The organism is Nocardia wallacei, assembly GCF_029868745.1.
GTDB lineage: Bacteria > Actinomycetota > Actinomycetes > Mycobacteriales > Mycobacteriaceae > Nocardia > Nocardia wallacei_B.
In genome coordinates, this window is the sequence record NZ_JARWOP010000163.1 from 1 (window position 1) to 25,487 (window position 25,487).

Genomic DNA, 25,487 nt, shown 5'->3' on the forward strand with positions numbered 1-25,487 from the left:
CGACGTCGGGCAGGGGCACGGCGCGCTGGACCTGCGCTCGGTGCGGCCGCTGAACCCGGCGGGCGGGCGGCTCACGGTCGTGTATCCGACGCCGGTGGATTCCGCGATGCGCGTCGACGCGGGCGTGCCCCCTTATGGGGCTCCCCCCCATGGGTCCCCAACCCGCCGGGCCCCGTCTATCCCTCCTCCCACCCAGGGCCCACGGTCGTATTGTCGAGTGTGGACGCGTTTTTACCGCCCGTCTTCTCCTTCGAGCCGATCACGGATTCCCCGCACCGACTTGTCCTCCGGCGTCCGCTGCGGCCATAAAACCGCGATCGCGAAGACCACCAACGGAATTCCGATCACGATAACGAGGCCAACCTGCCATCCGAGCACATTCATGACGCCTCGCATTCCACGAGCCCGCCATCCTCAGCATCACCATCGAACATCCGTGTGCGCCACTCCATCTCGTCCCCTCATAGCCGTCGGTATGGCAACCCCGAACCGGTCCCATTCCGCCGGCTCCAAATGCCGCCTACGACGCTAGGAAGCTGGATACCACCAGGTCGACATACTTGCAGATACTTGCAGATATTGACAGAACCGAGTACAGCGCTCATTACTCCGCGAGACAATGTCTCTTGTCATCGCAAGAACTCGCAAGTATTCGATGAGGGGAAGTCGTCATGAATCTGAAGTTCCTCGGCAGTGGAGGATCCGACAGGAACGGGTGCCCTACCTTGTATGCCAAGGGCGAGGGGTACGTCGTCCAGGCATGGCGGACGGATCGAGTGGGCACTGTCGAGCTTCCGCATCTGCACGAAACGGCTGTCGAAGTACCGAAGGCTGAGAGGACCTACTACGGTGGAGTTTCGCGGACTCGATGATTGGATTCGGCCCTTCCTCGAGTGTCGACACTCGGCTTTCCATATGGAAGTCCGCGATTCCTACCTGGAGCCGTCCGAGTCGGAGGCGCTGCGACGATTCCTGAATGACGAGCCGCCGCCGGAGTACGACAAGAGCGATTGGATCCAGCTGATCCAGGATATGACCGATCGAGGTGTCGGAGTCGGTCGTATCCGGGTAGTCACTGTGCCGCACAGCGGCTATCAGCGCTGGCTATTGTCGGTTACGGGCGAGAACGTGGAGGCAGGCGAAGACATTCGATATATCCCACGGCATACGGTCCCGCCGGAAATCGTGCCATCCGACGATTGGTGGCTATTCGATGAGAGAATAGTGGTATTCAATCTGTCAGATGCCGACGGTAGACCGGCGGGTACGGGAACGACGACCGATCCCGGAATTGTCACGTATTGCCGAGAGGTCAAGGCGAAGCTCTGGCCCTTTGCTATACCTTACCGCGACTACTACGAACGTCCGGTGACCGCTCGATAGTGACGAACTCGGCTCAGGAAGGCAGGGAGGCCCTCGGCCTGCGGCTCCGGGAGATACGGCGAGACGCCGGTGTCACAGGCCGAGACCTCGCTGCTCGCGAAGGATGGCACGAATCCAAGGTTTCGCGTATAGAACACGGAAAAGCGCGCCCGTCGAGCGATGATATTCGTGCGTACTGCCGACATTGCGGGGCTGGTGACGAGCTACCGGAGTTGCTGGCTACACTTCACGCGGTCGACTCGGCGTATCTGGAGTGGCGGCGTGTGCTGGGCGGCGGGATCAAACGGGCGCAACAGCTCGTAATGAAGAACGAGGCCGCAGCTCAATTCATAAGAAATTATGAGCCCCAGGTGATTCCTGGGCTGCTTCAGACCGCCGAATATGCGGAAGCCAAGCTTCGGAGTGTCATTCAGTTCTACAATCTTCCCAATGGCCTGGACAGTGGCGTATCGAAGCGCATGGAACGTCAGCAGGTTCTATACAAACGCGGGCGCCGATTTCATTTTCTGATCGGCGAGAAATCCTTGTACGGCACCGTGGGAGGCGACAACGTGATGATCGGGCAACTCGATCGTCTGCTTTCGATAATCGGAATGCCGAGAGTTGCGCTGGGCATCGTACCGCTCACCGCCGAGACCGTTGTATCCGTCGAAAATTTCATGATGTTCGACAATCGCATGGTAAAGATCGAGGGGCATACGGCCGAATTGACCGTAACCCAACCGAGAGAGGTCGCACTCTACGGCCGCGCATTCGATGTCTTGGCGGGTCAGTCCGTGACAGGGGAGAAGGCGCGAGCGCTGATCCGGACTGCGTTGGAAATTCGACGGAGTCCGGACGATCAGGGATAGCGCCTGCCCGCTGAGCCCCTACCAGAGCCGGAAACGGAAATGACGTGGGCCGCCGGTGAGCGTGGGCGCATCGGCGGTCACTGTCGCTATCAGGTCCTTCGGGTGTGGGTTCACCCAGTGCCGTTCGCCGGACCCGTCGCGTAGGACTACGGTCGGCACGGCCTCGTTGCCGTAGGCGACCGAGCGGACGAAGTCGGCCGCTTGCGGGTCGTTCCAGATGTCGACCTCACGGTGCACGATGCCGTGCCGATCGAGCACTCGTCGCATCCGCGCGCAGTACGGGCAGCCGTCGCGGCGGTAGACGACGAGTTCGGGTGCGGAGTCGGCGGACATAGCCGAAGTGTAAGGCGCGCACGACGACTACCCGCGCCAGAGCAGTCTCGCTGCCGCCCAAGGCTATTCGGGCCGGTCAGTGCACCAGGGGGCTGAGCGTCTTCCCGGCCAGTTCCAGCACGCCCGGCTCGTGGCCGTTGGCCACCATGTTGACGATCACGCCGTCCACGCCGTGGTCGAGCACGCGACGCTGGATCTGGTCGGCCACATCGTCGGGGTCGCCGACGAACTGGCGGCGGCCGAGTGCTTCGCGGAGTTCCTCGACCGAGGGGCCGGAGGGATCCTGGGCGGCCTGCTTCCGGAGCAGGTCGTCCTGCAGTGCGCGGGCGCGGTCGCCGTCCTCGTCGACGATCAGGAAAGCGAGGAAGCTGGTTTCCAAGGTCGCCGGATCGCGCCCGGCCTCCGCGCAGCGCTGCCGCAGCGCCTCGATCTTGCCGGGCAGTTCGGGAGCGTCGCAGATGATGTTCAGGTGGTCGGCGAAGCGGGCGGCCAGGGCGAAGGTCTTCTTCTCCCCGCCGCCGCCGAGCATGATCGGCAGGTCGTCGCGGATGCGCGGCTCGTTGAGGGCCTCGCGGGTGTGGTACCACTTGCCCTCGAAGGTCGGACGCTGCCCGCGCAGCATCGGCTGGATGATCTGCAGGGCCTCGTCCAGTCGCTGGAAGCGTTCGGTGAACGTGCCGAATTCGTAGCCGTATCCGATGTGCTCGAGTTCGAACCACCCGGCGCCGATGCCGAGCACCGCGCGCCCGCCGCTGACCACGTCCAGCGTGGTGACGGTCTTGGCCAGCATCGCCGGATTGCGGTAGGTGTTGCCGGTGACCAAGGTGGACAGCTGGATCCGCTCTGTCGCGGTGGCCAGCGCGCCGAGGGCGGTGTACGCCTCCAGCATCGGCTCCTCCGGCGCACCGAGCACCGGCAGCTGATAGAAGTGGTCCATTACGAACGCGGCGTCGAAGCCCGCCGCCTCCGCCGCCCGGGCCTGGGCGATCACCGAGGGAAACAGCTCGCGCGGCGAGGTCGCATGACTGAAGTTCGGCATCTGGTACCCGAGGCGAATGCTCATCCGACGACCTTTCGCTGAGGAAGTAGATACATGCTCACCTTCGCGAAGCTACCCGCACGGCACGACTGCGAGACAGGGAGCGATCTGCCCTTGCTGTCGGCGTGATGTGGGTGTATGTGGCTCAGTCGTGCTCGGCCAGGTACTCGATGTACAGCGGCCGCAGCACCTCGGCGAGCTTGCCATCGCCGGCGTGCACATAGTCGTCGAGCATCGGCAGCACGTACTTGATGTCGGCCTCGCTCTCGCCGATGTCGCCGGAGGCGGCCGCGGCGGCGGGAATCTGCTCGAGCAGCCGCCACAGGAACCGGATATCGCCGTGCCGGACGGCGTACTTCACGGCCCGGTCGTGCAGCTCCTTCGACGACAGCTGCTCCAGTTGCTCAACATCGGCCATGAGTCGACTCTATCCGGTGCCGCGGCGTGTGGTCCGCTATCGCGGCCCGCGACTGTGCTCCCATGGAGCCATGGCACAGCAACCCGCGGGCGGTTTCCGCGTGCAGCGTGTCTACGACCCGCCCGAGGATTCCGACGGCGCCAGGGTACTGGTCGACCGGCTGTGGCCGCGCGGCATCGGCAAACATCAGGCACGCATCGACGAGTGGGCGAAGGACGTGACACCGTCGAACGAACTACGCCGCTGGTTCCATGCCGACCCGCAGTCGCGCGAAGCCGAGTTTCGCGACCGTTACCTGGCGGAACTTGCTGCGTATGAGCCCCAGCGGGGTCTGGCGAGACTGCGCGAGTTGGTTGCCGGAGGTCGCGTCACGCTCGTGACCGCGGTTCGGGATCCGGCGCACAGCCACGTTTCGGTACTGTTGGAGCTACTCGACCGCTAACGAACTCGGTCCACTCGGCGACCCATCCGAAATGAGATGTGTGTCATAGCTTGAACTTTCGCTGAATTGGGTATACGTGCGCCGCGTTAACGACATATTCACCGACACGCCTGCGATCTCGGGAGCCGGAATCGCGGATGCGCAGTAACGTCGGATGTGCGGGCCGCGGCGGTGTGGCTCGTGCGGGAGGTCCTGATCGTGGCTGAGAAATTCAGTGCGAGGGGGCCGGCGCCCGGCCCTCGGGTCCACTGACCCCAGGGCGGACCGGCCCAGCGAGAACGTTCGTACGGGTGCTGTACGAACAACAAAGGAGCCCACCGTGACTGATGCACGCTCCGTCATCGCTCCCTCGGCGAAAGCCCGCTCGACCCAGAGCGCACGCTCCGGAAAGGGAGCTTCCACCTCGCAGACTGCCCGGAAATCCGGGTTGAAAACCTTCGTCATCGACACCTCCGTGTTGTTATCGGATCCCTGGGCCATCACGCGTTTCGGCGAGCATCACGTGGTGCTGCCGCTCGTGGTGATCAGCGAACTCGAGGGCAAACGGCACCATCACGAACTCGGCTGGTTCGCGCGGGAGTCCCTGCGCATGCTGGACGATCTGCGGGTGGTGCACGGGCGGCTGGACGAGCAGGTGCCGATCGGCACCGAGGGTGGCACGCTCCAGGTGGAGCTGAACCACACCGATCCGGAGGTGCTGCCGGTCGGGTTCCGCACCGACAGCAACGATTCCCGCATCCTCGCCTGTGCGCTGAATCTGGCCGCCGAGGGCCGCTCGGTCACGCTGGTGTCCAAGGACATTCCGATGCGGGTGAAGGCCAGCTCGGTGGGTCTGCACGCCGACGAGTACCACGCGCAGGACGTGGTCACGTCGGGCTGGACCGGTATGGCCGAACTCGAGGTCGCTCCCGAGGCCGTCGACCGGCTGTACGCGGAGAGCGTCATCGATCTCGACGAGGTCCGGGACATGCCCTGCCACACCGGGATCCGGCTGTTGGGCGCCAACGGCAGCGCACTGGCCCGGGTGACGTCGGACAAGCGGTTGCAGTTGGTGCGCGGGGACCGCGAGGCGTTCGGACTGCACGGTCGCTCCGCCGAGCAGCGCATCGCGCTGGATCTGCTGCTCGACGAGAGCGTGGGCATCGTGTCGCTGGGCGGCAAGGCCGGCACCGGCAAATCGGCGCTGGCGCTGACCGCGGGCCTGGAGGCGGTGCTGGAGCGGCGATCTCAGCGCAAGGTGGTGGTGTTCCGGCCGCTGTACGCGGTCGGCGGTCAGGAACTGGGCTATCTACCGGGTTCCGAGAGCGAGAAGATGGGCCCGTGGGCGCAGGCGGTGTTCGACACCCTCGACGGCCTGGCCAGCCCGGAGGTCATGGAGGAGGTGCTGGCGCGCGGCATGCTGGAGGTGTTGCCGCTGACCCACATTCGGGGCCGCTCGCTGCACGACTCGTTCGTGATCGTGGACGAGGCGCAATCGCTGGAGCGCAACGTGCTGCTGACGGTGCTGAGCCGGTTGGGCAGCGGCTCGCGGGTGGTGCTCACCCACGACGTCGCCCAGCGTGACAACCTGCGTGTCGGCCGGCACGACGGGGTGGCGGCGGTGATCGAGAAGCTCAAGGGGCACCCGCTTTTCGCGCACGTGACGCTCACCCGAAGCGAGCGATCGCCGATCGCCGCGCTGGTCACCGAGATGCTGGAGGAGTACGGGCCGAACGCGTAGGTCAGCAAATCCTTGGTATGTGTTTCACCTCACAGGCTGACGGGTATATTTCCACGGGATACCTGTTCGGCGTTGGTTTCGGGTGACGAGCTTCAATTCGCCGGACCATAGCCGGGCAACGGCCTGAGTTGCCGGTGGCGTCGTAGTGGCGCCACCGGCAACCATTTTCGAGAGGATGGACATGCACCACTTCGCTCGACGTTCGGCGGCTTGCACCATGACGATCGCTGCCGCGGCCCTGTTGTTCACCGGCTGCAGCAACGACGACGACAACAACGATTCGAGTAGTTCCGCCTCGGCCACCACCATGCCCGCCACCACCACGCCGGCGACCACCTCGGAGCACGAGATGGGCAACGAGAGCGGCGCGGCGACCGAAACCAAGATCGCCACTCAGAACGGTGAGATCGCCGTCGCCGGGCAGGTTCTCGCCAAGTACAACGAGACGGGCGGGCCGACCGGCGCGCTGGGCGAGCCCACCGGGGCGGCCGTGAGCGGCCCCGACGGCGGCTCCTGCCAGGAGTTCACGGCCGGTCTCATCTGCTGGAGCGAGCAGACCGGGTCGCATGTGGTGTGGGGTGACATCCGCCAGGAATGGGAGAACAGCGGCGGGGTGAACAGCAAGCTCGGCTACCCGACCACCGACGAGAAGGACATCAGCGGCGGCAAGCAGAGCGACTTCACCGGCGGCAGTATCAGCTGGAACGCCGGCGACCGCAAGACCACGGTGACCGAGAAGTAGATTCTCCGACCCGCACTCGGCCCCGGAAACGTCCCAACGGTTCCGGGGCCGTTGCTGTGGATTGTCTGCGTGTTCGGCGGAGCCTTTCCCATTCGCCGGGCGGACTGGGTAGGTTGTCGGGGTGCAAACTCTGTTGACCGACCGTGAACTGCTGGAATCGCTGGCGGCGGAGGTGGAGGAGAACCTGCGGCGGCACATGGCCGTGGCGGATGGCTGGCAACCGCACGACCACGTGCCCTGGGACGACGGCCGGAATTTCGCCTTCCTCGGCGGAACCGACTGGGAGCAGGGACAATCCGAGCTGAGCGAGGTGGCGCGACTGGCGCTCACCGTCAGCGTCCTGATCGCCGACAATCTGCCCTCGTATCACCGTGAACTCGGCAAATATCTGCGCACCGGCCCGTGGTGGCGATGGGTCGGCCGGTGGACGGCCGAGGAGAACCGGCACGAGATCCTGATCCGCAACTATCTGATGGTGTCCCGCTCGGTGGACCCGGTGGAGCTGGAGCGGCTGCGGATGGCGCATATGACCGACGGTTTCCGCCGTCCGTCGCTGCATCTGCTGGATGTGCTGGCCGCGAACGCCTTCGAGGAGACCGCCGCCGCGGTGCGGCATCGCAATACCGCCGCGCTGCAGGAGAATCCGCTGGTGACCGCGATCGCCGAGCGGCTCGCCGCCGACGACGAACTGCAGGCGGTGTTCTTCGCCAATCTCGTCGCCGCCGGACTGGACCTGGCGCCCGACCAGACCGTGCGGGCCATCGCCGATCAGGTCGCCGCGTTCCGCGTCCCCGAGGTCTCGCTGCCCGGCGGCCGCAACAGCACCGAGGTACTGGCCGAGGCGGGCATCTACGATCCGGCCCGCGAGGGCGAGCTGGTCTTCGCGCCCCTGTTGGAGCGCTGGAACATCTTCTCCCGCACCGATTTCACCGACGTGGGTGAGGCGGCGCGCGCCGAACTGGCGCACTTGCGCCGCTGAGGTAGGCGCGGGGCGTCGGTCGATCGGCGCCCCGCCGGGTTCAGCGGCGTACGGCGCGCCAGAGCCCTACCGCGGTGCCGCGCAGGAAGTTCTCCCAGGAGAAGTGGTCGTGCCACAGGGTGATGCGGCCGTCCACGATCTCGAAGGTGCCGCAGACCCAGAAGGCGATCTCGACGGGCCCGGCGCGCAGGTAATCGGTGCGCTCGGTGAGCACCGTGCTGCCCTCGGCGGCGGGGGAGCCGTTGGATTCCGCGGCGATGTGGTGCATGTCGGCGCGAAAACCGAACGACGGCCGGTTCAATCCGCGCAGCAGCCCGGCCACGCGGCCGGCGCCACGGACATCGGGCAGCGAGGTGTTCTTCCAGACGATGTCGGGATCGACGAGATCGAGGGCCTCGTGCACCGCGCCCACTTCCAGCGCCGCGAAGAATTCGCGCACCGTGGTGATCGCATCCTGCTGTAACTCGGGTAGCTCGGACATGTTCCGACTGTAAGCGCCGCGGGGTCGCTCGGGCCATGTTCCGGCCGTTGTTTCGCGCAACGGCTTTCAGCGCGCCCGGTCGGCGATCAGGGCGGCGATGCCGTCGAGAATGCGGTCGATACCGAAGGACAGCGCCTTGTTGCGCAGGGTGGCGGGGTCCGCGGCGTTGTCGGCGAAGGCCGCGACGACGTGTGGATATCGGTCGGCGTGGGCGCCCAGGACCTGCCCGATCTGTTCGGCGAGCCGCGCCTCGAGATCGTCGTCGGCGCCGGCCGGGCCGACCTGCTGCACGAGGCTGCGGACGTGACCGAGCAGCAGCACCACCGTGTCGAGGCGTTCCGCGCCGGTGAGGGGCAACTCGGACAGGGCCGAGAGCGCGCTCTCCAGCCACGCGATCTCGTTGGGGCCCATCGGCCGCACGCCGTTGGCCAGCTCCAGCGTCCAGGGATGGTCGCGCATGCGGTCGAAGATGGTCTCGGACCACATCCGCAAATCGTCGCGCCAGGCGGGCGCGGCGGGCGACGAGGACGGCGGCGTACCCATGGCCGCGTCCAGCATGAGGGCGGTGAGTTCGGTCTTGCCGGGCACATAGCGGTACAGCGCCATCTTCGCGCAGCCCAGCCGCTCGGCCAGGCGTTGCATCGACAGGTTGGTCAAACCCTCGGCATCCGCGAGGGTGATCGCCTCGCCGACGATCCGTTCCAGCGTGAGCGAGGGTTTCGGCCCGCGCTTGGGGCGCTGCGGGGCACCCCACAACAGGTCGAGGGTGCTCGGTGCCGACATGGTCCCCATCCTTCCCGATAGTTCCCGCTTGACGAGAATCTGCGTCCAGCATACGCTAATCTTCATCAACAGCGTCCGCCGGACGCAGTTAATGAAGGAGTTCTCCTCATGCGCAAGACCACCGTCCTCGTCTCCGGCGCCAGCATCGCCGGTCCGTCCCTCGCCTACTGGCTCGACCGGTACGGCTTCGACGTCACCGTCGTGGAGCGCGCGCCGGCGCTGCGCCGCAGCGGTCAGGCCGTCGATTTCAAGGGCGCCACGCACCGCACCGTGCTGGAGCGGATGGGTATCTGGGAGGAGATCCAGCGCCGTCAGACCGGCAAGACCGACATGGTGTATCTGGACGACTCAGGTCGCGAACGCGCCGTCATCTCGGGCGAATTCACCGGCGGCGATGTCGAGATCCTGCGTGGCGACCTGGCGGAGCTGCTCTACGAGCGCACCGCGGGCAGCTGTGAGTACCTGTTCGGCGACTCGATCACCGAACTAACCGAGACCGAGCAGGGCGTGCGGGTGCGGTTCGAGCGCGCGCGAACCCGCACCTTCGACCTGGTCGTCGGCTGCGACGGAATCCATTCGGTCGTGCGGCGGCTGGCCTTCGGGCCGGAGCGCGACTATGTTCGTCACCTCGGTTACTACTACTGCCTGGCGGGCGCTCCGGGCTGGGGCCACGACCCGGACAGCAAGCAGCGCAACATCTCTCATACCTGGAGTGCGCCGGGGCGGCTGGCCGTCAAGGGTGGATCGAAGGCGTCGCAGATGTACATGTTCGCCGCGCCCCAACTCGACTACGACCGCAAAGACGTTGCGGCGCAGCGCCGTATCGTGACCGAGCGATTCGCGGGCATGGGTGGCGAGGTGCCCGGCATGCTCGCCCGGCTCGGCGAACTCGACGACTTCTACCTGGATTCCATCGGTCAGGTGCGGATGAAGGACGGCTACACGAAGGGCCGGGTGGCGCTGGTCGGCGACTCCGCCTACGGAAATACCTTGGGCGGCTTCGGGACCGGGCTCGCCGTCGTCGGCGCCTATGTACTGGCCGGTGAGCTGGCGGCGGCCGGCGGCGACCACGTCGCGGCGTACGCCCGCTACGACGAGGTCATGCGCCGCTACGCCAAGATCGCCGGAAACTCCAACGCAGGTCACTTCCTGGCGCCGAAGACGGCGTGGGGCATCCGGGTTCGCAACTGGTTCCTCGGTTCCCGGCTGTTCGACCTGATGCTGAAATACGCCGACAACGCGGCCAACGATATCGAGCTGCGGGACTACGAGGCGATCGCGGCCGGCCGCTGAGACGGTGTTACTTCTCGCCGTCCACCTTCGCCATCGACAGCACGTCGAGCCTGCGGTCCAGCTCCGCTTCGGACAGTGTGTCGCCGATGAGGCCACGATCGATGACGGCCTGCCGAATGGTCTTGTGTTCCTTCAGCGCTTCCTTCGCCACCGCGGCCGCCTCCTCGTAACCGATGGCCGAGTTCAGCGGTGTGACGATGGAGGGGGAGGACTCGGCCAGCCGGCGCAGCCGCTCGGTGTCGGCGGTCAGGCCCGCGACACACTTGTCGGCGAACAGCCGGGACACGTTGGCCAGCAGGCGGATCGACTCGAGGACGTTGCGCGCCATCATCGGGATGTAGACGTTCAGCTCGAAGGCGCCGTTGCCGCCGCCCCAGGCGGTCGCGGCGTCGTTGCCGATCACCTGCGCGGCCACCTGCGTAACCGCCTCCGGCAGTACCGGATTCACCTTGCCGGGCATGATCGAGGAACCCGGCTGCAGATCCGGCAGCTGGATCTCGGCCAGGCCGGTCAGCGGGCCCGAGCCCATCCAGCGAATATCGTTCGCGATCTTGGTGAGGCTGATCGCGACCGTGCGCAGCGCGCCCGACACCTCCACCAGACCGTCGCGGGCGGCCTGCGCCTCGAAATGGTCCTGTGCCTCGGTCAATTCGTCGAGGCCGGTCGACTTGCGCAGTTCCGCAACGACTTTCGCGCCGAAACCGGCGGGCGCGTTCAGTCCGGTGCCGACCGCGGTGCCGCCGATGGGCAGCTCACCCAGCCGGGGCAGCGTCGCGATCAGGCGTTCCATCCCCGCCTGCACCTGCCGGGTGTAGCCGCCGAACTCCTGGCCCAGCGTGACCGGCACCGCGTCCATCAGATGGGTACGGCCCGACTTCACCACGGTCCGCCACTCGGTGGACTTGTCCAGCAACCGCAGCCGCAGATGGTCGAGGGCCGGAATCAGATCCCGGACCACGGCCTCGGTGGCGGCCAGGTGAGTGGCGGTGGGGAAGGTGTCGTTGGACGACTGCGACATGTTCACGTCGTCGTTGGGGTGCACCGTGATTCCGCTACCGGCGGCCAGACCGGAGATGACCTCGTTGGCGTTCATGTTGGAGCTGGTGCCCGAACCGGTCTGGAACACGTCGATGGGGAACTGGTCGTCGTGGCGGCCCTCGGCGATCTCGGTGGCCGCGGCGACGATGGCGTCCGCCTTGGTGGCGTCGAGCAGGCCGAGGTCCTTGTTCACCGTGGCGCAGGCCGCCTTCAGCAGGCCGAGCGCGCGGATCTGGGCGCGCTCCAAGCCACGGCCGCTGATCGGGAAGTTCTCGACGGCTCGCTGGGTCTGCGCGCGCCACAGTGCGTTCACCGGCACGCGGACCTCGCCCATGGTGTCGTGTTCGATGCGGTACTGCGTCTGGTCGTCGGTCATGCTTTCGACCCTAAGCCCGCGTGCGGTCGAGGTGGGCTGCCACGCCTGAGTGCTTTCGCACACGGGCGCGACCGCTGGTCCGGGAATAGTTCAGGACGAGAACAGCATCTTGCCGAAACCGCGTTTGTGGTGCTTGTGCCCGTGGCCGTAATGCTGGGCGCCCCAGGCCGGGCCCGCGCCCGGGGGCGGCGGCGCGCCGAAGCCGGAGCCGAGGCTGGTCAGATGCTCGAGTTCACCGTAGTCCAAGAAGATGCCGCGGCAGTTGGTGCACTGTTCGATCTGCACACCGCTGCGGTTGTAGGTCTGCATGAAACCGTGACATTTCGGGCATTGCATCCCATTCGCTCCCTAAGCTTCGCGGCACGTATGCGGGCCGTGCCATATGCGTCACCCACCATACGGGAGCGCCGTCATACGCACGCACGCATCGATCAACGCGAGGTCGAGATCGTCCAGGCCCGCAGGGGACTTCGCCACCGCGAGGGCGGCGGCCTGCACCACCAGCGCCCGCGCCGGAACGTCGAGCGCCGCCCACTCGTCTCCGCGCGGCGGCACCGCCGGACCGCCGCCACGCCGATAGGCGTTCAGGAACCGCTGCCAGGCAAGCGGTTCGAGAATGCCCGCGGCGAAGTAGCCCGCGGGCCGCGCCAGATCCCACACCGGGTCACCCACGCCCAGATCGTCGACATCGATGAGCCGCCAACGGTTTTCGTCCAGACGTACCAGCTGGCCCAGGTGGAAGTCGCCGTGTACCAGCGTCTTCGGTGCGTTGTCCAGGGGCGGGAGGGTGTCGAAGGCGCGAAGCACGGCTTTGGTGGCGGCCGAGGCGGTGTGAGCGCCGCGCAGCCGGGCGATGGCACGGTGCACGCGGGCGGGCGCACCGGCTATCGGGAAACGGTGGGGTAGGTGCTCTGGATGCCCGGCGTTCTGTGGGTTTTCGTCGTCTACTCGTGTTCGGGCGAGTGCGATGCGGTGCAGGCGGGCGAGCAGGGTCGCGCTCTGCTCCCAGGGAGCGGAATCCGGATCGCCGGGATCGACGGGGATGCCGTGGGGCCAGGCCGTGACCGGGCGTTCGTGGACGAAGCACAGCAGGTCGCCGTGGATCGTCAGCGGTGCCACGAGGATGTCGCGTAACGGTGCGGCGCTTGCCGTTCGGAGCCGGGCGCGCAGGGCGAGCGGGTCGGTGGCGGCGGGGTGCGCCTTGACGACCAGCGCGCCCACGCGGACCACCTGGCCGTCGGCCCGGTCGGACAGCACCTCGGGTATTCCCTCGGCCCCGGCCTCCCGGGCCACGCGGATCAGTTCGGCGAACAGGTCGCCCGTCGTCATCGCGGAGGGTCAGGGCATCGGCGGGACGGCGTCCTCGTCGCCGCTGAAGTTGACCGAGGAGTACTCGCGCAGCTTGGTCAGGCGGTGGTAGGCGTCGATCATGCGGACCGTGCCCGACTTCGAGCGCATCACGATGGACTGGGTGGACGCGCCGCCGCTGAAGTAGCGCACGCCGCGCAGCAGGTCGCCGTCGGTGACGCCGGTGGCGCAGAAGAAGACGTTGTCGCCCGAGACCAGGTCCTCGGTGGTCAGGATGCGGTCCAGGTCGTGGCCGGCGTCGAGCGCCTTCTGCCGCTCCTCGTCGTCCTTCGGCGCCAGCTGAGCCTGCAGTTCGCCGCCCATGCAGCGCATCGCGGCGGCGGCGATGATGCCCTCGGGCGTGCCGCCGACGCCGATCAGCATGTCGGTACCGGAGTCCGGGCGCGCGGTGGCGATGGCGCCGGCGACGTCACCGTCGGAGATCAGTCGGATGCGGGCGCCGGCGTCGCGCACCTCCTGGATGTGCCGGGCGTGCCGCGGCCGGTCCAGCACGCACACGGTCAGGTCCGACACCGAGGAGTTCTTGGCCTTGGCCACCCGGCGCAGGTTCTCCGCGATCGGGGCGGACAGATCGATCACGTCGGCGGCGTCCGGCCCGACCGCGATCTTCTCCATGTAGAACACGGCCGACGGGTCGAACATCGAGCCCCGCTCGGCCACCGCCAGCACCGCGATAGCCCCGGGCGAGCCCTTCGACATCAGCGTGGTGCCGTCGATCGGATCCACGGCGAAGTCGACCTCGGGCCCCGTGCCGTCGCCGACCGCCTCGCCGTTGTACAGCATGGGCGCCTCGTCTTTCTCGCCCTCGCCGATCACGACGATGCCGCGCATCGACACCGTGGCCACGAGCTGCCGCATCGCGTCCACCGCGGCACCGTCGCCGCCCTCCTTGTCACCGCGGCCGACCCAGCGCCCCGCCGCCATCGCCCCGGCCTCGGTCACCCGGACCAATTCCAGCGCGAGGTTACGGTCCGGGGCCTCACGGCGGCTGGATGCGGGCGTAGGTGCCGTCATGTGGGATGCCTCCTAGAGTTGTGTCCTGCGCCCTGAATTGTCGCAGACCCCTCGAGCAAGAGTTCAGGTACTAGCGTCCAAGTGTCCGATGCCTCGACACGCGGGTCGCCACGGAGTGCCCATCCCTCTCTTTGCGGGTAACGACACAGGGGCGCGGCCCGGCTCGTTTCTGGACTGACGGAGCGGGGGAGCGAAGCGGAGGAGCGGAGGAGGGAAGAAACGAGCCGAGGGGGCCGCGCCCCCGCCGGAGCGAAGCGGAGGCCGACAACACTGCATACTTGGGGTTGTGTCTTATCAGAAGCCGCGGATCATGCAGGACTATCGGGACTTGTTCTGGTCGCTGATTCCGCTGGTGCTGATCTGCCTGGTGATCGCCGCGATCGCCAGCCAGTGCAGTTTCTCCGCCGACGGTCCGACGCCGGGGAAGATCCCGAACTTCGACGTGCACGCCGCGTTGCGGGACGATGCGCGCACGCTGCCGTTTCCGATTCGCGAACCTGCCCTGCCGGAGGGCTGGCAACCGAACTCGGGCAGCCGTGACACGGTGTCGGGGAACGGTGGGGGAGCTGCCAGCACGGTCGGTTACATCACACCGCAGGGCACGTACATGCAGCTGACCCAATCCGCCGCCACCGCCGACGCGCTCGCCAACCACCTGCTGGGTACTCGTGCCCGTGGCGGCACCCAGCAGATCGGTGATCGGTCGTGGACGGTGTATCACGTCGAGGGCAGCGAGCCCGCCTGGGTTTCCGACTTCGGCGCGGTCCGAGTGCTGGTCAAGGGCGCGGGTAACCAAGAGGCGTACAAGACGCTGGCCGGCGCTGCCGGTGCGGCACAGCCCATCTCGCCTTAGTGGCCCCAGATAGGGTTGCAGCGCTACCCCTTCGTGGTTCCGGCACGAAACCGTTCCTGCCATTCCGGCATGACCCCTTCCCGTCCTCCGGGCATGACCCCTTCCCGTCATTCCGGCATGAACCCTTCCCGTCATTCCGGCATGTTCTTGGCCGGAATCCATCTGCATGGGTGTGGAGCCCGGCCAAGAACATGCCGGGATGACGACGATTTCGCGAGGATGCTCTCCCTAAACGGTCGGCTCTTGCATTGGTGCCCAACCTTTTTCGCGCACCCGCAGCAGCCACCGGCACCGGGACGGCGCGGATCGGGACTGTCGCTCGGCACAGTTTCGTAGCGTCGGGAGGGGTACGCCCGCTAACGTCAGGCAAGTGGAACGCGCGGACGTCGGCTGGCTGGAGCGGGCAGTGGGTCAGCCTGTCAGCGAAGCAATGCCGGCCGAGTGGGGTGTTCAGAACCGCACCGAGTTGGTGACCCTCGCCGACGAAACCCGTGTGGTCCTGCAGCGTTACAGACGCCGCGCCGACGCCGAGCGCCGCGTACGGATCATGGAGGCCTTACGCGAACCCGCCGCGGACAAGGGCATTCCGATCCCGGTCATCCGCCGCTCCGACCTGGACGCCGACCCGCCGTGGGCCGTGTTCGAGGCACTACCGGGAGTCCCGGTGCCGGACAGCCCGGAGACCGGCCCGAAGAGCCCGCGGTTCCCCCTGGTGGCTTGGTCGATGGGCGCCCTGCTCGCCGATTTCTCCGAATTGCCCGGCGACGACCTGGATCTCGACGATTCCTGGGCCCGTCCGCGCTACCTCTCCGCCCGCGCCGACGCCTGGGCCGAATGCCTGGCCCCCGCGCTCTCGTCCCAGCAGAGCGACACCTTGGAAGAGGTACTGGCCGATCTGCCCGAACTGTTCGACGGCCGCCCGACGGTGCTGGCGCACGGCGATTTCGCGCCGGTGAACGTGCTCGTCGAGGGCACCTCCATCACCGGCCTGCTCGACTTCGAATCGGTGCGGCTGGCCGACCCGCTCTACGACGTGGCCTGGTGGGCCTGGTCGGTGAGCTTCTCCGGCCCGGCCGTATTCACCGCCGCCTGGCCCGCCTTCCTGGACGGTGTGGGTATCGACCCGCGTGAACCCGGTCTGGTGCCGCGCGTTCGAGCCCTGCAGATGGTGCGCATGCTGGAGATGCTCGCCGAGCACGACCTCGGCCCCGACCTCTGGCGCACCGTGCACGAACGACTCGTGCGCATGCTGAGCTGAACCGGGCGGCTCCGGTCAGCGGTGGCTCACGACATTGACGACGGTGCCGTCCGGGTCGCGGACGAAAAACCGGCGCACGCCCCACGGTTCGTCGCGCAGCGCGTAGACGATCTCGGCATCGGCGGCGACCATCGCGGCGTGCGCGGCATCGACATCGTCGACCTCGACGCTGATATCCGGTTGCGGGCCTTCGGCATTCGCCCCGATGAGCAGGATCTGCGCGGTCGGGTTCGACGGCGACGCGAGCGTGACGACCCAGCCGAGGTCCATCACCTCCTCGAAGCCGAGCTGCCGATAGAAGACCCGGGTGCGTTCCAGGTCGGCGGGGCGCAGGTCCGGGACCACCCGGCGGATGCTCACGACTGCCCGCCCTCGGCGTCGCGGCGGGACAGGGCGTCCTCGACCCGCTTGCGGGCGCCGGCGAGATGCTCCTCGCAGCGGTTCGCCAGCGCCTCGCCGCGCTCCCACAGCGCCAGCGAGTCGTCCAGGTCCATGCCGCCCTGTTCCAGCATCTTCACGACGTTGACCAGTTCGTCGCGGGCGCGCTCGTAGCCGAACGTCTCGATTTCGGCGAGGTCACTGTCGGTCATTCTCGGCCTCCTTCGTCTTACCACCCAACCCTTGGCTGCCCAGTGCGGCCGCGCTGATCGCCCCGTCGGCGACCCGGATCCGCAGCTGGCTGCCGGGCGGTGCGTCGGCGACGGCGCGGATCACGTGTCGCTCCGTGCCCGAAACGCGCTGCACCACAGCGTATCCGCGGGCCATCGTGGCGGCGGGCCCGACGGCGGTGAGCTTGTCGCGCAGGTGCCGGGTGGTGGTGGACTGGGCGTCGAGGCAGTGTTCGACGGCCCGGCGCGCGGCGTTGCGCAATCGCTCGGCCTCGTCGTGCCGCTGCTCGAGCAGCCGCAGCGGATCGGCCAGCACGGGCCGGGAACGCAGCTGGCTCAGGGCGCGCGACTCCCGCTCGACCCAGCCGCGCAGCGCCGCCGCCGATCGCTCCCGCAGCTCTCGCACCAGCGCCAGTTCGGCGGCGGCGTCGGGAACGACGCGTTTGGCGGCATCGGTCGGGGTGGCCGCGCGCAGGTCGGCGACGTGGTCGGAGATCGGGTTGTCCGGCTCGTGGCCGATCGCGCTCACGATCGGCGTGGTCGCGGACACGATGGCGCGGCACAGGGCCTCGTCGGAGAACGGCAGCAGATCCTCCACGCTGCCGCCGCCGCGGGCCAGCACGATGACCTCGACATCGGGGTTGCGGTCGAGTTCGGCCAGCGCGTCCAAGATCTGGGGGACCGCGGTCGGTCCCTGCACCGCGGTGTTGCGGACCTCGAACCGGACCGCGGGCCAGCGCTCCCGCGCCACCGTGAGCACATCGTGTTCGGCGGCACTCGCCCGGCCGGTGATCAGGCCGATCACCTTGGGCAGGAACGGAATCGGGCGCTTCAAACGCGGATCGAACAGTCCCTCGGCGGCCAGCAGCGCCTTCAGCCGCTCGATCCGGGCGAGCAGTTCACCGATGCCGACCGGGCGAATCTCGGTGACGCGCAACGAGATCGTCCCACGGCCGGTGAAATAGGTGAGCTTCCCGTACACCACGACCCGGCTGCCCTCCTGCAACGGCACCGCCGAACCGCGCAACAACTGCGGATCACAGCTCACCGACAGCGACATGTCGGCGGCCGGATCACGCAACACCAGAAACGCGGTGCGGGTGCCGGGGCGCAAGGAGATCTGGGTGATCTGCCCCTCCACCCAGATGCTGCCGAGCCGGTCGATCCACTGCGCGACCTTCACGGCAATGCTGCGCACCGGCCACGGGTGCTCGGGCGAGGCGCCGGGGCGGTCGCTGTCGGGCGTCGTCCGGGGTTCGGTCACTTCGCCCGCACGGTGGCGATCCGGTTCGTCAGCATGGTCACGAACGGCGCCCGGTCGCGGGTCTGCTGCTCGTAGTCGAGCAGGGCGGTGAGATCTTCGACACTGAACACGCGCAGGCGGGCGCGCAGCTGCGCCAGCGTCATGTTGGTGTAGTCGTAGCGGGCGGCGACCTCCGGTTCGATCACCTCGACCGCGCCGTTGCTGGAAGCCGTTGCGGCGAGCGCTGTTTCGGGCTCGGGCTCGGGCTCCGGCGTCACCGCCGGGGCCGTTTCGTCCGCCGGTTCCGCGACTGTTTCGGCCTCCGGTGCGGCGGTCGCTTCGGGAGCAGTTTCCGGCTCCGGTTCGGAATACCGATCGAACGCGCTCACCCGGGCGGCCTCGGCGATATCGCGAAAGGTTTGCTCGAACTCGGTGTCCTCGTCGAAAGTCGCCCACTCGGGCTGTTCGACCGGACGGTTGGCGAGGCGGTCGAACACGGCGTCGCCCTTGAGAGCGAGGCTGGTCACGAACTGCTGCGCGTGCATCGTGGTCTGCAGCAGCTGACTGATCGCGGTGATCGGGAAATTCGCTGCCGCCGTGGGTAGCCGACGGGTTTCTTCGATGGCGTACACGGCGGCCCCGGCAGCGACACGGGCGAGAAACGGCGGTCGAAACATGCTCATAGCGTGCCCGAAACGCGGTGTGATGCAAAGAGTGGGGCCGCGTGAGTTACCCATGTGACCACTTAATCAGCCGATGTGACGGGTGGTGCCGCCGGGGTGCGCCGGGCCGCGCGGCCGATGCCCTCGTCGGCGGGCGTGTCGTACCCGCGTGGCGGTGCCGTCGCCTGGGCGCGTCGTTTTGCACGCACGTAAGCTGTGGGGCATGTCCTCGGCTATCCCGTTGAATGTCGGAATCGCCCGGTCGGCCGGCTCCGGCGCGTCCGGTGCGGCCAAGCGCGTGCTGCTCGCCGAGCCGCGCGGCTACTGCGCCGGGGTGGATCGCGCGGTGGAGACCGTGGAGCGCACGCTGGACAAGCACGGCGCGCCGGTCTACGTCCGCAAGGAGATCGTGCACAACCGGCACGTGGTGGAGACGCTGCGCGAGCGCGGCGTGATCTTCGTCGACGAGACCGACGAGGTGCCCGAGGGCGCCGTCGTGGTCTTCTCCGCGCACGGCGTGTCTCCGGCGGTGCACAAGGCCGCCGCCGAACGCAGTCTGCACACCATCGACGCCACCTGCCCGCTGGTCACCAAGGTGCACCAGGAGGCCAAGCGCTTCGCCCGCGACGATTTCGACATCCTCCTCATCGGCCACGAGGGCCACGAGGAGGTGGAGGGCACCGCCGGCGAGGCCCCCGAGCACGTGCAGCTGGTCGACGGCCCCGACGCCGTGGACACTGTCACCGTCCGCGACGAGAACAAGGTGATCTGGCTGTCGCAGACCACCCTCTCGGTCGACGAGACCATGGAGACGGTCCAGCGGCTGCGCGAGCGCTTCCCCAAGCTGCAGGATCCGCCGTCGGACGACATCTGCTACGCCACGTCCAACCGTCAGACCGCGGTGAAGGCCATGGCGCCGGAGTGCGATCTGGTGATCGTGGTCGGCTCGCGCAACTCCTCCAACTCCAAGCGCCTCGTCGAGGTCGCCCTGAACGCCGGCGCCCGCGCCTCCTACCTGGTGGACTTCGCCGCCGAGGTGGACCCGGCCTGGTTCGAGGGCGTCCGCACCGTCGGCGTCACCTCCGGCGCCTCGGTCCCGGAGATCCTCGTCCGCGGCGTCCTGGACCTGCTCGCCGAGCACGGCTACGGCGAGGTCCAGCCGGTCACCACCGCCAACGAAACCTTGGTCTTCGCCCTCCCGCGCGAACTGCGCGCCGCCCGCAGCTGAATTCTCTCGCCGCCGCACCGCCGACCGGCACAATACTCGGTGTCGAGACGGTTTGTGCAACCAGTCTGATTGGTCTAAAGTCTTGCCGGTTAGACGAATTGAGCCGTCACCTTACCAAGATGAATACACATCTGGTCACAGGTGAGGCCGTTGATGCCTTTCTTTGACCAAGGAAGGTTAAGTCGGTATGGACGCGGGAAGAACTGCCGCAATAACGGCCGTCTGTGGATCGGCTGTTTGTATCTTCGCCCTTCGGGGTGCGCCGCCTGAGAACCGCGCGGAGATTTATCAATGCCCTTGCAAATCTGTTCCGGCCACTTCGCCGAAGAGTGCCAGGCCTGGGATGTCAAGAAGACGATCCCCGGTCTTTCCCGAGGAATCCGCCAAAGCCGTAACGGTTGTGTCGCGCTTCTAATAGTTCGGCGGGGCTAGCCCGCCGGGGTAGATGCCCATGGCGCAGCGGCATGAGACCGATACGCGGTATCCCCGGTCGTTAGCCTCCTCCCGCTGGCCGAAATTCTCGGAAATATTCTGCAATTCCATCTGAGAAAGTTTTAGGTGTGGGCGCAGTGACTCGAACCAGGGATATCCGGTAATGTTCGGAAGTGGACCTTCTTGACTTGAAGTCCTGCTTCTTATCGGATACGTGTTCCACGTGTGCCGCGCGGATTCCTTCGCGCCACTCTCTAATCAGCTAACGCCGATGCTGTATCTCCTCAGCTGCTTTCGCTGCCTTTTGGGCCTTTTCCATCCTCTTCGATTCGTGCGCCACGCAATGTACGGGGTTGCTAGTAACGCCAGCTCACACGGGATTAACCGTGTACCTATTCTGACTCATAGGTTCCAGAAAACAGCGTAAGCCCACATGCGACATGCCGCACGTACTCAGCGGCTCCTTGCATCAATTGCTCTCCGGACCAATCTCCGTGCAGCCTCGCCAGTCACAGATTGCCCCACCAGCACATCGAAAGTCCGGTGATATACGCGAATCTCGCGCGGTTGAGTGATGTTCAACTCTGCCGTGATGTTTTCCACCAGGACCATTTTCGAGTCGAACATCAGGAAACTGGTTGTAGCCGTTTCGAACGGAGCCGTGAACGGAATTACCCCGATGGTTATCCGGGGCATGCCTTGAACGGCTAGGAGTCGGTCCAGCTGACCGATCATCGTTTGATCGTCTCCTACTGTGGTGTACAAAGCTTGTTCACCGATAATGAAATGAAATAAGTGGTCACGTCGGTACAAGACTTGTTGTCGTTCCATTCGCTTAGACACGCCCGCATCCAAGTCGTCGGGTATCTGTTGGAATTCGATTACTTTGCGGAGGATGCCGGTAGCGTATTCGGCGGTTTGCAGTAGTCCCGGAATCAACGTCGGTTCGAACGACCGAAGTATTCGAGCCTCGGATTCCCACTTGATCGATGCTTGCTGCCGTCGCTTTGTTCCGGTGCCGAGAACTTTTCGCCATTCAAGGTAGGCGGTATCTATGTTCTGGCGGGTAGCGTGCAGGTCCGCCAATTGGTCCTGCGCCACGCAGTCGCGACAGTATGCGCTAATATCTTCTAGAGACGGTTTGATTCGTCCGTATTCGATTTTGGATACCTTCGACGGGTCCCAACCGTTACGGCGTGCAAGTTCGGCTCCGGACAACCCGGCGGTAAAGCGAATCTCCCGGAGCCGAGCCCCGAGAGATTCGCGCTGTTGGCCTACTGGACCAGTCACTTGAAGACGTACTCCCGGAAAGGAGTACCGAGAGGCCAGAACCGTTGTTTCAGCCCTAGGGCGTATGCCGCAATGTGCAGGTCGGTGGTGACTACGCCGGACCAGCCGCCTGACACTCCGAAAGCCGAGTAGATGACTGTTTCATCATCGAACAACCAGAAATCATCCGGCGGGACTTCCCCAGCCTCATGCCGGGGCAGATACCGGATGTCCTCGCCTGCGGCGGTGTTGAGTTCAGCGATCCGCATAGAGAACCGGGTGTATTCGGTGTGAGGCACCGAGACAATACGAACCCGGGTCACCGAGACTCCCCGGCCGACGGTCTCCTGTACTAGGTCCGTCCACGGTTCGAACCATCCGTAATCGTCCGGCTCATCGGCTAGGAACCGCCGGAACGGTTCACTCTCCCCCGGCTCGGCGTACGAGTCGAGCACTTCGAGATGAAACGCTTCCCGCTCGCAGGTCCGGAGTAGGTCCGGAAACCCTTCATCGGGCACCAGCAGCATTGCCGTAGAACCTCCGTGGTTGTTTCGGAACCTCGATCGCAGTCTCATCTTCCGCCAAGGTCAACCTGCTAAGTACGTCCGGCTCGGTGACCGGTCGGCCGGCGACGCTGAACGTTCCCCGGCCGGTGTCGGTCAACGTGGCACCGATGAACGTATCCGGTTCGGCAAACCCGGTCAGCAAGTGCGGAATTTCCACTGTGCCAACCATATTCGTCTCCCAGCCTTGCACTAGGTACGTGTCTTGGTCTGTGGCGTACAAGCTAGGACACCCGTTATTGGTGCTCCCACCTCTGCCGAGAAAACGTAGCTGCATCGCGCTTACCTCCGTGTGTCATGCATGAAGTTGCACGTACGTCTCTGATTGTGGCGTGGTGATGCTTGGTATGCACAGGGAACTTTCGACTTGTGCACGATTGTGCATGACGGTAGACCGTGGTCCGGCTCGGTTCATACCTTCTGACCAAAGCCCCCAGTACCGGGTCGAAATGACTTCCCCGGTGCCGGGCGCCGTACCACTTCGGGAGGAACCGTGAAGCACTACTTGATCAAGGTTCATTGCTGCGGCGAGCGGTGGATTATCCACGCGCCCGGTCTTCAGTTGTGGACTACCGCGAGTCGTAAGCGTTCAATCGAACCCGTTGCCAGAGCGATGGTTTCGGGCGCTACAGGGACGCCGTTGGATGGCTTCGAGGTTGACTTGACGGCCGGTCGGGCGCTGGGATCGGAAGCTGAGTTCACGATGTCGGAATCGTTCGCTCAGCGCTGGGTGCAGTCCGCTTGGCAGGCCGGGTGCAACGACGCGCGGGGCGTTCGGAAGCGAAGCGCAGGCTCGGGCAGCTCGGAGACTGGCGTGACCCAGCCCCGAGCGTGCCCGTATGAGGTTGATCTGACCCAACCGACGCCGCCGGGAGTCTCAGCATTGGTGTTCAATCTGGGGTTGCATGAAGGTCATGGGTGCGGCACCGAGGAACGGTTGCGCCGCATCTGTGAGGAACGTGGGTTACTGCGGAATTCCGCATCGGGAGCAGCTGTCAACGCAAAACGCCCCTGGCCCTCGGAGATGATCCGGTGTCGCGACTAATTACGTGACGTGGGAATGGGGCGTGTGGAGGTCCGTCGTTGGGGGCGGTATGCCCGTCGTCAGCGCTCGATGCGCCCGGAGTCGCGGTAGCGCACATTCGGGCGCGGGTGGGGCGGGACATCTCCGTTGCGCTGTGCTCGGGATCGGCGCGCGGCCGGGTCGGGCGTGGCGCGGTCCGAATTGGCGCGCGGATACGCCGCTTTGGCGGGGGAGACGCGCGGCGGCCGTTCCGCCACACGGCCCGAGGCGCGACGGCTCGCGCGTGGCGCAGGTTCCGGGTCGGCATCGGCGGCCGACGAACGGGCTCGGCGACGCAGCGTGTCCGACGAACTCGCGGCCCGGCTACGGCGCGTGCGATCACCCGACCGCGGATTCCGGCTCCGGGGCGAGGATTTACGGGTGCGGTCGCCACCGGTACGCGCGGCCTCCTGCCGGTGCATCAATACGCGACCCCCGCCGATCAGCAGTACCAGCACCGTGGCCACCGCCATCGTCGGAAACCTGTTCACCAGCGGGATCGCCAGATTCAGCAGCACGTCCTTCACCGACGTGGAACTACGGCCGAGCAGTTGCTGATACGCCAGCGGGACCGACACGAACAGCAGCAGCGGCGGCGTCACCATCGTGGTGAACAGACCGCGATAACGCACGACCAGCGCGGCCAGCACGCACCCCACGACGTAGCAGATCGCGAAGGTGCCGGTCAGCTCCTTGCCGCTGCTGCCTGCATCGATGAAGAACCCGATGAACGTACACGCCACCGCGATCAGCACCGCCGCACCGGCGGCAACGCCGGGCACCGATGGAATGATCGAGCGGTGCGATGCCGGTACCTCGGATCGCTCGCGTTGGGTAGCTGCCACGTAAAGCACACTATCTGCCCCGGCCGAGACGTGTCTCGAGGCCGGGCGGATGGGCAGGTTACTCGCTGGTCTCGACCAGTCCGACGGCCCGCGGCCAGGACTCCACCCGGGCGATTGCCGGGACCTCCCGGTCGCCGATGTCCAGCTCGTGCAGCCGGCGGGCGGTCACCATCACCCGGGACTCCACCGCGGCGACGGTGTGGTTGAAAGCATCCACGGCCTTTCCCAGTTGAGCGCCGAGGCGGTCCAGGTGGCGGCCGGTGGTGCCCAGTCTCGTATACAACTCCCGCCCCAATTGCTGCACCGTTGCCATATCTCGCGACAGGGCCTCCTGCCGCCAGCCGAAGGCGACCGTGCGCAGCAGCGCGATCAGCGTCGTCGGCGTGGCGAGAATCACATTCCGGCCGAAGGCATATTCCAACAGCCCGGAGTCCGCGGTGAGCGCGGCGTCCAGGAACGGGTCACCCGGCACGAACAGCACCACGAATTCCGGCGACGGGTCGAAGGCCGTCCAATACGCCTTGTCGGCCAGTTGGTCGACATGCGCGCGTAGGTGTTTGGCGTGCCGGGCGAGATGTTCGCCGCGCGGTCGCGGCTCGGTCTCTGCGGTGGCGTCCAGGTAGGCGGTCAGCGGGACCTTGGCGTCGACGACGATCTGACGGCCGCCGGCCATTCGCACCACGAGGTCCGGGCGCACGCCGCCGTCCTGACCGGACGCGCTGACCTGGGTGTCGAAATCGCAGTGCCGCGACATTCCGGCCAGCTCCACCACCCGTTCCAACTGGATCTCGCCCCAGCGCCCGCGGACCTGCGGCGCCCGCAGCGCCGACACCAGTTGGCCGGTCTGCGTGGACAACTGGTGCGACACCCGCTGCATCCCCGCCACCTGCTCCCGCAGTCCGGAATAGGCGTCGACGCGGTTGTGCTCGACCTGCCGCAGATGCTGATTCAGCGCGCCCACCGCCTCGCGCAGCGGGTCCACCAGACTGCCCACGGCCTGCGAATTGCGCCGCGCCGCATCCTCGTTCGCGGCGCCGAGCGACTGCCGGAGCAGTCTCTCGTTGTCGCGCAGCGCGGCCAGCTGGGCCTCGGCGGCCGCCGCACGCCGCCCCGATCGCGCGGCATGCCCCAGCCACCCGAGCCCGGCTCCGGCGGCGAATACCAACAACAACGCACACAGCATCGATGCGGTCATGGGTGCAG

General features: G+C 66.5%; 28 protein-coding genes and 1 pseudogene. 11 read left to right on the plus strand and 18 right to left on the minus strand.

What is annotated here, in order from left to right; translation table 11 throughout:
• Positions 1-849 precede the first annotated feature (849 nt).
• The 3 genes and pseudogenes from QH470_RS13285 to QH470_RS13295 all read left to right on the plus strand — a co-directional run bounded on the left by QH470_RS13285 (position 850) and on the right by QH470_RS13295 (position 2,234).
• A complete protein-coding gene (locus QH470_RS13285) occupies positions 850-1,383 on the plus strand; it encodes a DUF6879 family protein (protein ID WP_342228439.1) in 534 nt (177 codons plus the stop codon).
• A pseudogene (locus tag QH470_RS13290) lies at positions 1,383-1,577 on the plus strand (helix-turn-helix domain-containing protein); the annotation flags it as partial. The gene QH470_RS13285 and the pseudogene QH470_RS13290, both read left to right, overlap by 1 nt.
• A gap of 18 nt (positions 1,578-1,595) precedes the next feature.
• Positions 1,596-2,234 carry a DUF5753 domain-containing protein gene (locus QH470_RS13295; RefSeq protein WP_280272698.1) on the plus strand — a complete coding sequence of 213 codons (639 nt, stop codon included), beginning with the start codon at positions 1,596-1,598 and terminating at the stop codon, positions 2,232-2,234.
• Between the two features lie 18 nt (positions 2,235-2,252).
• Here the strand turns inward: QH470_RS13295 and QH470_RS13300 are convergent, their stop codons facing one another.
• The 3 genes from QH470_RS13300 to QH470_RS13310 form a co-directional block, all read right to left on the minus strand.
• Positions 2,253-2,567: a glutaredoxin domain-containing protein gene (locus QH470_RS13300; protein ID WP_280272643.1), complete on the minus strand. Its 315-nt coding sequence runs from the start codon at positions 2,565-2,567 to the stop codon at positions 2,253-2,255.
• Between the two features lie 76 nt (positions 2,568-2,643).
• On the minus strand, positions 2,644-3,630 hold the full coding sequence (locus QH470_RS13305; RefSeq protein WP_280272644.1) for an LLM class F420-dependent oxidoreductase: 987 nt from the start codon (positions 3,628-3,630) through the stop codon (positions 2,644-2,646).
• Between the two features lie 121 nt (positions 3,631-3,751).
• Complete coding sequence (locus QH470_RS13310; RefSeq protein ID WP_280272645.1) at positions 3,752-4,024, minus strand: hypothetical protein; 273 nt, start codon at positions 4,022-4,024, stop codon at positions 3,752-3,754.
• A 70-nt stretch (positions 4,025-4,094) separates the two neighbouring features.
• Between QH470_RS13310 and QH470_RS13315 the strand changes: the two genes are divergently transcribed.
• The 4 genes from QH470_RS13315 (at position 4,095) to QH470_RS13330 (ending at position 7,907) form a co-directional block, all read left to right on the plus strand.
• The gene (locus QH470_RS13315) at positions 4,095-4,466 is read left to right on the plus strand and encodes a DUF488 domain-containing protein (protein WP_280272646.1); all 372 of its coding nucleotides are present in this window, start codon (positions 4,095-4,097) and stop codon (positions 4,464-4,466) included.
• A gap of 427 nt (positions 4,467-4,893) precedes the next feature.
• Positions 4,894-6,186: an RNA 5'-3' helicase PhoH2 gene (gene phoH2 / locus QH470_RS13320; protein ID WP_400182884.1), complete on the plus strand. Its 1,293-nt coding sequence runs from the start codon at positions 4,894-4,896 to the stop codon at positions 6,184-6,186.
• A 217-nt stretch (positions 6,187-6,403) separates the two neighbouring features.
• A complete protein-coding gene (locus QH470_RS13325) occupies positions 6,404-6,928 on the plus strand; it encodes an LGFP repeat-containing protein (RefSeq protein WP_280272648.1) in 525 nt (174 codons plus the stop codon).
• 121 nt (positions 6,929-7,049) lie between these two features.
• On the plus strand, positions 7,050-7,907 hold the full coding sequence (locus tag QH470_RS13330) for an acyl-ACP desaturase (RefSeq protein WP_280272649.1): 858 nt from the start codon (positions 7,050-7,052) through the stop codon (positions 7,905-7,907).
• A gap of 40 nt (positions 7,908-7,947) precedes the next feature.
• Here the strand turns inward: QH470_RS13330 and QH470_RS13335 are convergent, their stop codons facing one another.
• Both QH470_RS13335 and QH470_RS13340 read right to left on the minus strand, forming a co-directional pair.
• Complete coding sequence (locus QH470_RS13335) at positions 7,948-8,388, minus strand: limonene-1,2-epoxide hydrolase family protein (protein ID WP_187686919.1); 441 nt, start codon at positions 8,386-8,388, stop codon at positions 7,948-7,950.
• 66 nt (positions 8,389-8,454) lie between these two features.
• Positions 8,455-9,171, minus strand: a complete 717-nt coding sequence (locus QH470_RS13340) for a TetR/AcrR family transcriptional regulator (RefSeq protein ID WP_280272650.1) — start codon at positions 9,169-9,171, stop codon at positions 8,455-8,457.
• 108 nt (positions 9,172-9,279) lie between these two features.
• On the opposite strand from QH470_RS13340, the gene QH470_RS13345 reads away from it, so the two are divergent.
• Positions 9,280-10,464 (plus strand): FAD-dependent monooxygenase, encoded by a 1,185-nt coding sequence (locus tag QH470_RS13345; protein WP_280272651.1) that lies wholly within the window; start codon positions 9,280-9,282, stop codon positions 10,462-10,464.
• A 7-nt stretch (positions 10,465-10,471) separates the two neighbouring features.
• On the opposite strand, the gene QH470_RS13350 is transcribed toward QH470_RS13345, so the two are convergent.
• From QH470_RS13350 to glpX, 4 genes are all read right to left on the minus strand, one after another.
• On the minus strand, positions 10,472-11,878 hold the full coding sequence (locus QH470_RS13350) for a class II fumarate hydratase (RefSeq protein ID WP_280272652.1): 1,407 nt from the start codon (positions 11,876-11,878) through the stop codon (positions 10,472-10,474).
• 90 nt (positions 11,879-11,968) lie between these two features.
• Positions 11,969-12,214, minus strand: a complete 246-nt coding sequence (locus tag QH470_RS13355; RefSeq protein ID WP_280272653.1) for a TFIIB-type zinc ribbon-containing protein — start codon at positions 12,212-12,214, stop codon at positions 11,969-11,971.
• 51 nt (positions 12,215-12,265) lie between these two features.
• The gene (locus QH470_RS13360) at positions 12,266-13,207 is read right to left on the minus strand and encodes a phosphotransferase family protein (RefSeq protein WP_280272654.1); all 942 of its coding nucleotides are present in this window, start codon (positions 13,205-13,207) and stop codon (positions 12,266-12,268) included.
• 9 nt (positions 13,208-13,216) lie between these two features.
• On the minus strand, positions 13,217-14,260 hold the full coding sequence (gene glpX / locus QH470_RS13365; RefSeq protein WP_280272655.1) for a class II fructose-bisphosphatase: 1,044 nt from the start codon (positions 14,258-14,260) through the stop codon (positions 13,217-13,219).
• A gap of 286 nt (positions 14,261-14,546) precedes the next feature.
• Here glpX and QH470_RS13370 point away from each other — a divergent pair, with 286 nt between their 5' ends.
• Both QH470_RS13370 and QH470_RS13375 read left to right on the plus strand, forming a co-directional pair.
• Positions 14,547-15,113 carry a DUF4245 domain-containing protein gene (locus QH470_RS13370; protein ID WP_280272656.1) on the plus strand — a complete coding sequence of 189 codons (567 nt, stop codon included), beginning with the start codon at positions 14,547-14,549 and terminating at the stop codon, positions 15,111-15,113.
• Positions 15,114-15,483: 370 nt separating this feature from the next.
• Positions 15,484-16,371, plus strand: coding sequence for a phosphotransferase family protein (locus QH470_RS13375; RefSeq protein ID WP_280272657.1), 888 nt, complete (start codon positions 15,484-15,486; stop codon positions 16,369-16,371).
• A gap of 15 nt (positions 16,372-16,386) precedes the next feature.
• On the opposite strand, the gene QH470_RS13380 is transcribed toward QH470_RS13375, so the two are convergent.
• Genes QH470_RS13380 through QH470_RS13395 form a run of 4 tightly spaced genes read right to left on the minus strand, consistent with a single transcriptional unit; the run spans position 16,387 to position 18,899 of the window.
• The gene (locus QH470_RS13380; RefSeq protein ID WP_280272658.1) at positions 16,387-16,731 is read right to left on the minus strand and encodes a VOC family protein; all 345 of its coding nucleotides are present in this window, start codon (positions 16,729-16,731) and stop codon (positions 16,387-16,389) included.
• The gene (locus tag QH470_RS13385; protein WP_280272659.1) at positions 16,728-16,961 is read right to left on the minus strand and encodes an exodeoxyribonuclease VII small subunit; all 234 of its coding nucleotides are present in this window, start codon (positions 16,959-16,961) and stop codon (positions 16,728-16,730) included. The genes QH470_RS13380 and QH470_RS13385 overlap by 4 nt, the downstream gene beginning before the upstream one ends.
• Entirely contained in the window at positions 16,948-18,243 is a 1,296-nt protein-coding gene (gene xseA, locus QH470_RS13390) for an exodeoxyribonuclease VII large subunit (RefSeq protein WP_280272660.1), read from the minus strand. Before xseA ends, QH470_RS13385 begins: the two co-directional genes overlap by 14 nt.
• Positions 18,240-18,899 carry a lipid droplet-associated protein gene (locus QH470_RS13395; protein WP_280272661.1) on the minus strand — a complete coding sequence of 220 codons (660 nt, stop codon included), beginning with the start codon at positions 18,897-18,899 and terminating at the stop codon, positions 18,240-18,242. The genes xseA and QH470_RS13395 overlap by 4 nt, the downstream gene beginning before the upstream one ends.
• 208 nt (positions 18,900-19,107) lie before the next feature.
• Between QH470_RS13395 and QH470_RS13400 the strand changes: the two genes are divergently transcribed.
• A complete protein-coding gene (locus tag QH470_RS13400; RefSeq protein ID WP_280272662.1) occupies positions 19,108-20,112 on the plus strand; it encodes a 4-hydroxy-3-methylbut-2-enyl diphosphate reductase in 1,005 nt (334 codons plus the stop codon).
• A gap of 885 nt (positions 20,113-20,997) precedes the next feature.
• Here QH470_RS13400 and QH470_RS13405 read toward each other — a convergent pair.
• The 5 genes from QH470_RS13405 to QH470_RS13430 form a co-directional block, all read right to left on the minus strand.
• Complete coding sequence (locus QH470_RS13405) at positions 20,998-21,834, minus strand: helix-turn-helix domain-containing protein (RefSeq protein ID WP_342228440.1); 837 nt, start codon at positions 21,832-21,834, stop codon at positions 20,998-21,000.
• Positions 21,831-22,340 (minus strand): DUF6879 family protein, encoded by a 510-nt coding sequence (locus tag QH470_RS13415; protein ID WP_280272663.1) that lies wholly within the window; start codon positions 22,338-22,340, stop codon positions 21,831-21,833. Before QH470_RS13415 ends, QH470_RS13405 begins: the two co-directional genes overlap by 4 nt.
• A complete protein-coding gene (locus QH470_RS13420; RefSeq protein WP_280272664.1) occupies positions 22,321-22,536 on the minus strand; it encodes a hypothetical protein in 216 nt (71 codons plus the stop codon). The genes QH470_RS13415 and QH470_RS13420 overlap by 20 nt, the downstream gene beginning before the upstream one ends.
• 944 nt (positions 22,537-23,480) lie before the next feature.
• Positions 23,481-24,284 carry a DUF6542 domain-containing protein gene (locus QH470_RS13425; protein ID WP_280272665.1) on the minus strand — a complete coding sequence of 268 codons (804 nt, stop codon included), beginning with the start codon at positions 24,282-24,284 and terminating at the stop codon, positions 23,481-23,483.
• Between the two features lie 58 nt (positions 24,285-24,342).
• Positions 24,343-25,479 (minus strand): DNA recombination protein RmuC, encoded by a 1,137-nt coding sequence (locus tag QH470_RS13430; protein WP_280272666.1) that lies wholly within the window; start codon positions 25,477-25,479, stop codon positions 24,343-24,345.
• Positions 25,480-25,487: the final 8 nt, after the last annotated feature.

Excerpts from the sequence above, each read along its gene's own strand:
- QH470_RS13300 (WP_280272643.1), bottom strand. The coding sequence starts at position 2,567 with ATGTCCGCCGACTCCGCACCCGAACTCGTCGTCTACCGCCGCGACGGC.
- QH470_RS13305 (WP_280272644.1), bottom strand. The coding sequence starts at position 3,630 with ATGAGCATTCGCCTCGGGTACCAGATGCCGAACTTCAGTCATGCGACC.
- QH470_RS13310 (WP_280272645.1), bottom strand. The coding sequence starts at position 4,024 with ATGGCCGATGTTGAGCAACTGGAGCAGCTGTCGTCGAAGGAGCTGCAC.
- QH470_RS13315 (WP_280272646.1), top strand. The coding sequence starts at position 4,095 with ATGGCACAGCAACCCGCGGGCGGTTTCCGCGTGCAGCGTGTCTACGAC.
- QH470_RS13325 (WP_280272648.1), top strand. The coding sequence starts at position 6,404 with ATGACGATCGCTGCCGCGGCCCTGTTGTTCACCGGCTGCAGCAACGAC.
- QH470_RS13335 (WP_187686919.1), bottom strand. The coding sequence starts at position 8,388 with ATGTCCGAGCTACCCGAGTTACAGCAGGATGCGATCACCACGGTGCGC.
- QH470_RS13340 (WP_280272650.1), bottom strand. The coding sequence starts at position 9,171 with ATGTCGGCACCGAGCACCCTCGACCTGTTGTGGGGTGCCCCGCAGCGC.
- QH470_RS13345 (WP_280272651.1), top strand. The coding sequence starts at position 9,280 with ATGCGCAAGACCACCGTCCTCGTCTCCGGCGCCAGCATCGCCGGTCCG.
- QH470_RS13350 (WP_280272652.1), bottom strand. The coding sequence starts at position 11,878 with ATGACCGACGACCAGACGCAGTACCGCATCGAACACGACACCATGGGC.
- QH470_RS13355 (WP_280272653.1), bottom strand. The coding sequence starts at position 12,214 with ATGCAATGCCCGAAATGTCACGGTTTCATGCAGACCTACAACCGCAGC.
- QH470_RS13360 (WP_280272654.1), bottom strand. The coding sequence starts at position 13,207 with ATGACGACGGGCGACCTGTTCGCCGAACTGATCCGCGTGGCCCGGGAG.
- glpX (WP_280272655.1), bottom strand. The coding sequence starts at position 14,260 with ATGACGGCACCTACGCCCGCATCCAGCCGCCGTGAGGCCCCGGACCGT.
- QH470_RS13385 (WP_280272659.1), bottom strand. The coding sequence starts at position 16,961 with ATGACCGACAGTGACCTCGCCGAAATCGAGACGTTCGGCTACGAGCGC.
- QH470_RS13395 (WP_280272661.1), bottom strand. The coding sequence starts at position 18,899 with ATGTTTCGACCGCCGTTTCTCGCCCGTGTCGCTGCCGGGGCCGCCGTG.
- QH470_RS13400 (WP_280272662.1), top strand. The coding sequence starts at position 19,108 with ATGTCCTCGGCTATCCCGTTGAATGTCGGAATCGCCCGGTCGGCCGGC.
- QH470_RS13415 (WP_280272663.1), bottom strand. The coding sequence starts at position 22,340 with ATGCTGCTGGTGCCCGATGAAGGGTTTCCGGACCTACTCCGGACCTGC.
- QH470_RS13430 (WP_280272666.1), bottom strand. The coding sequence starts at position 25,479 with ATGACCGCATCGATGCTGTGTGCGTTGTTGTTGGTATTCGCCGCCGGA.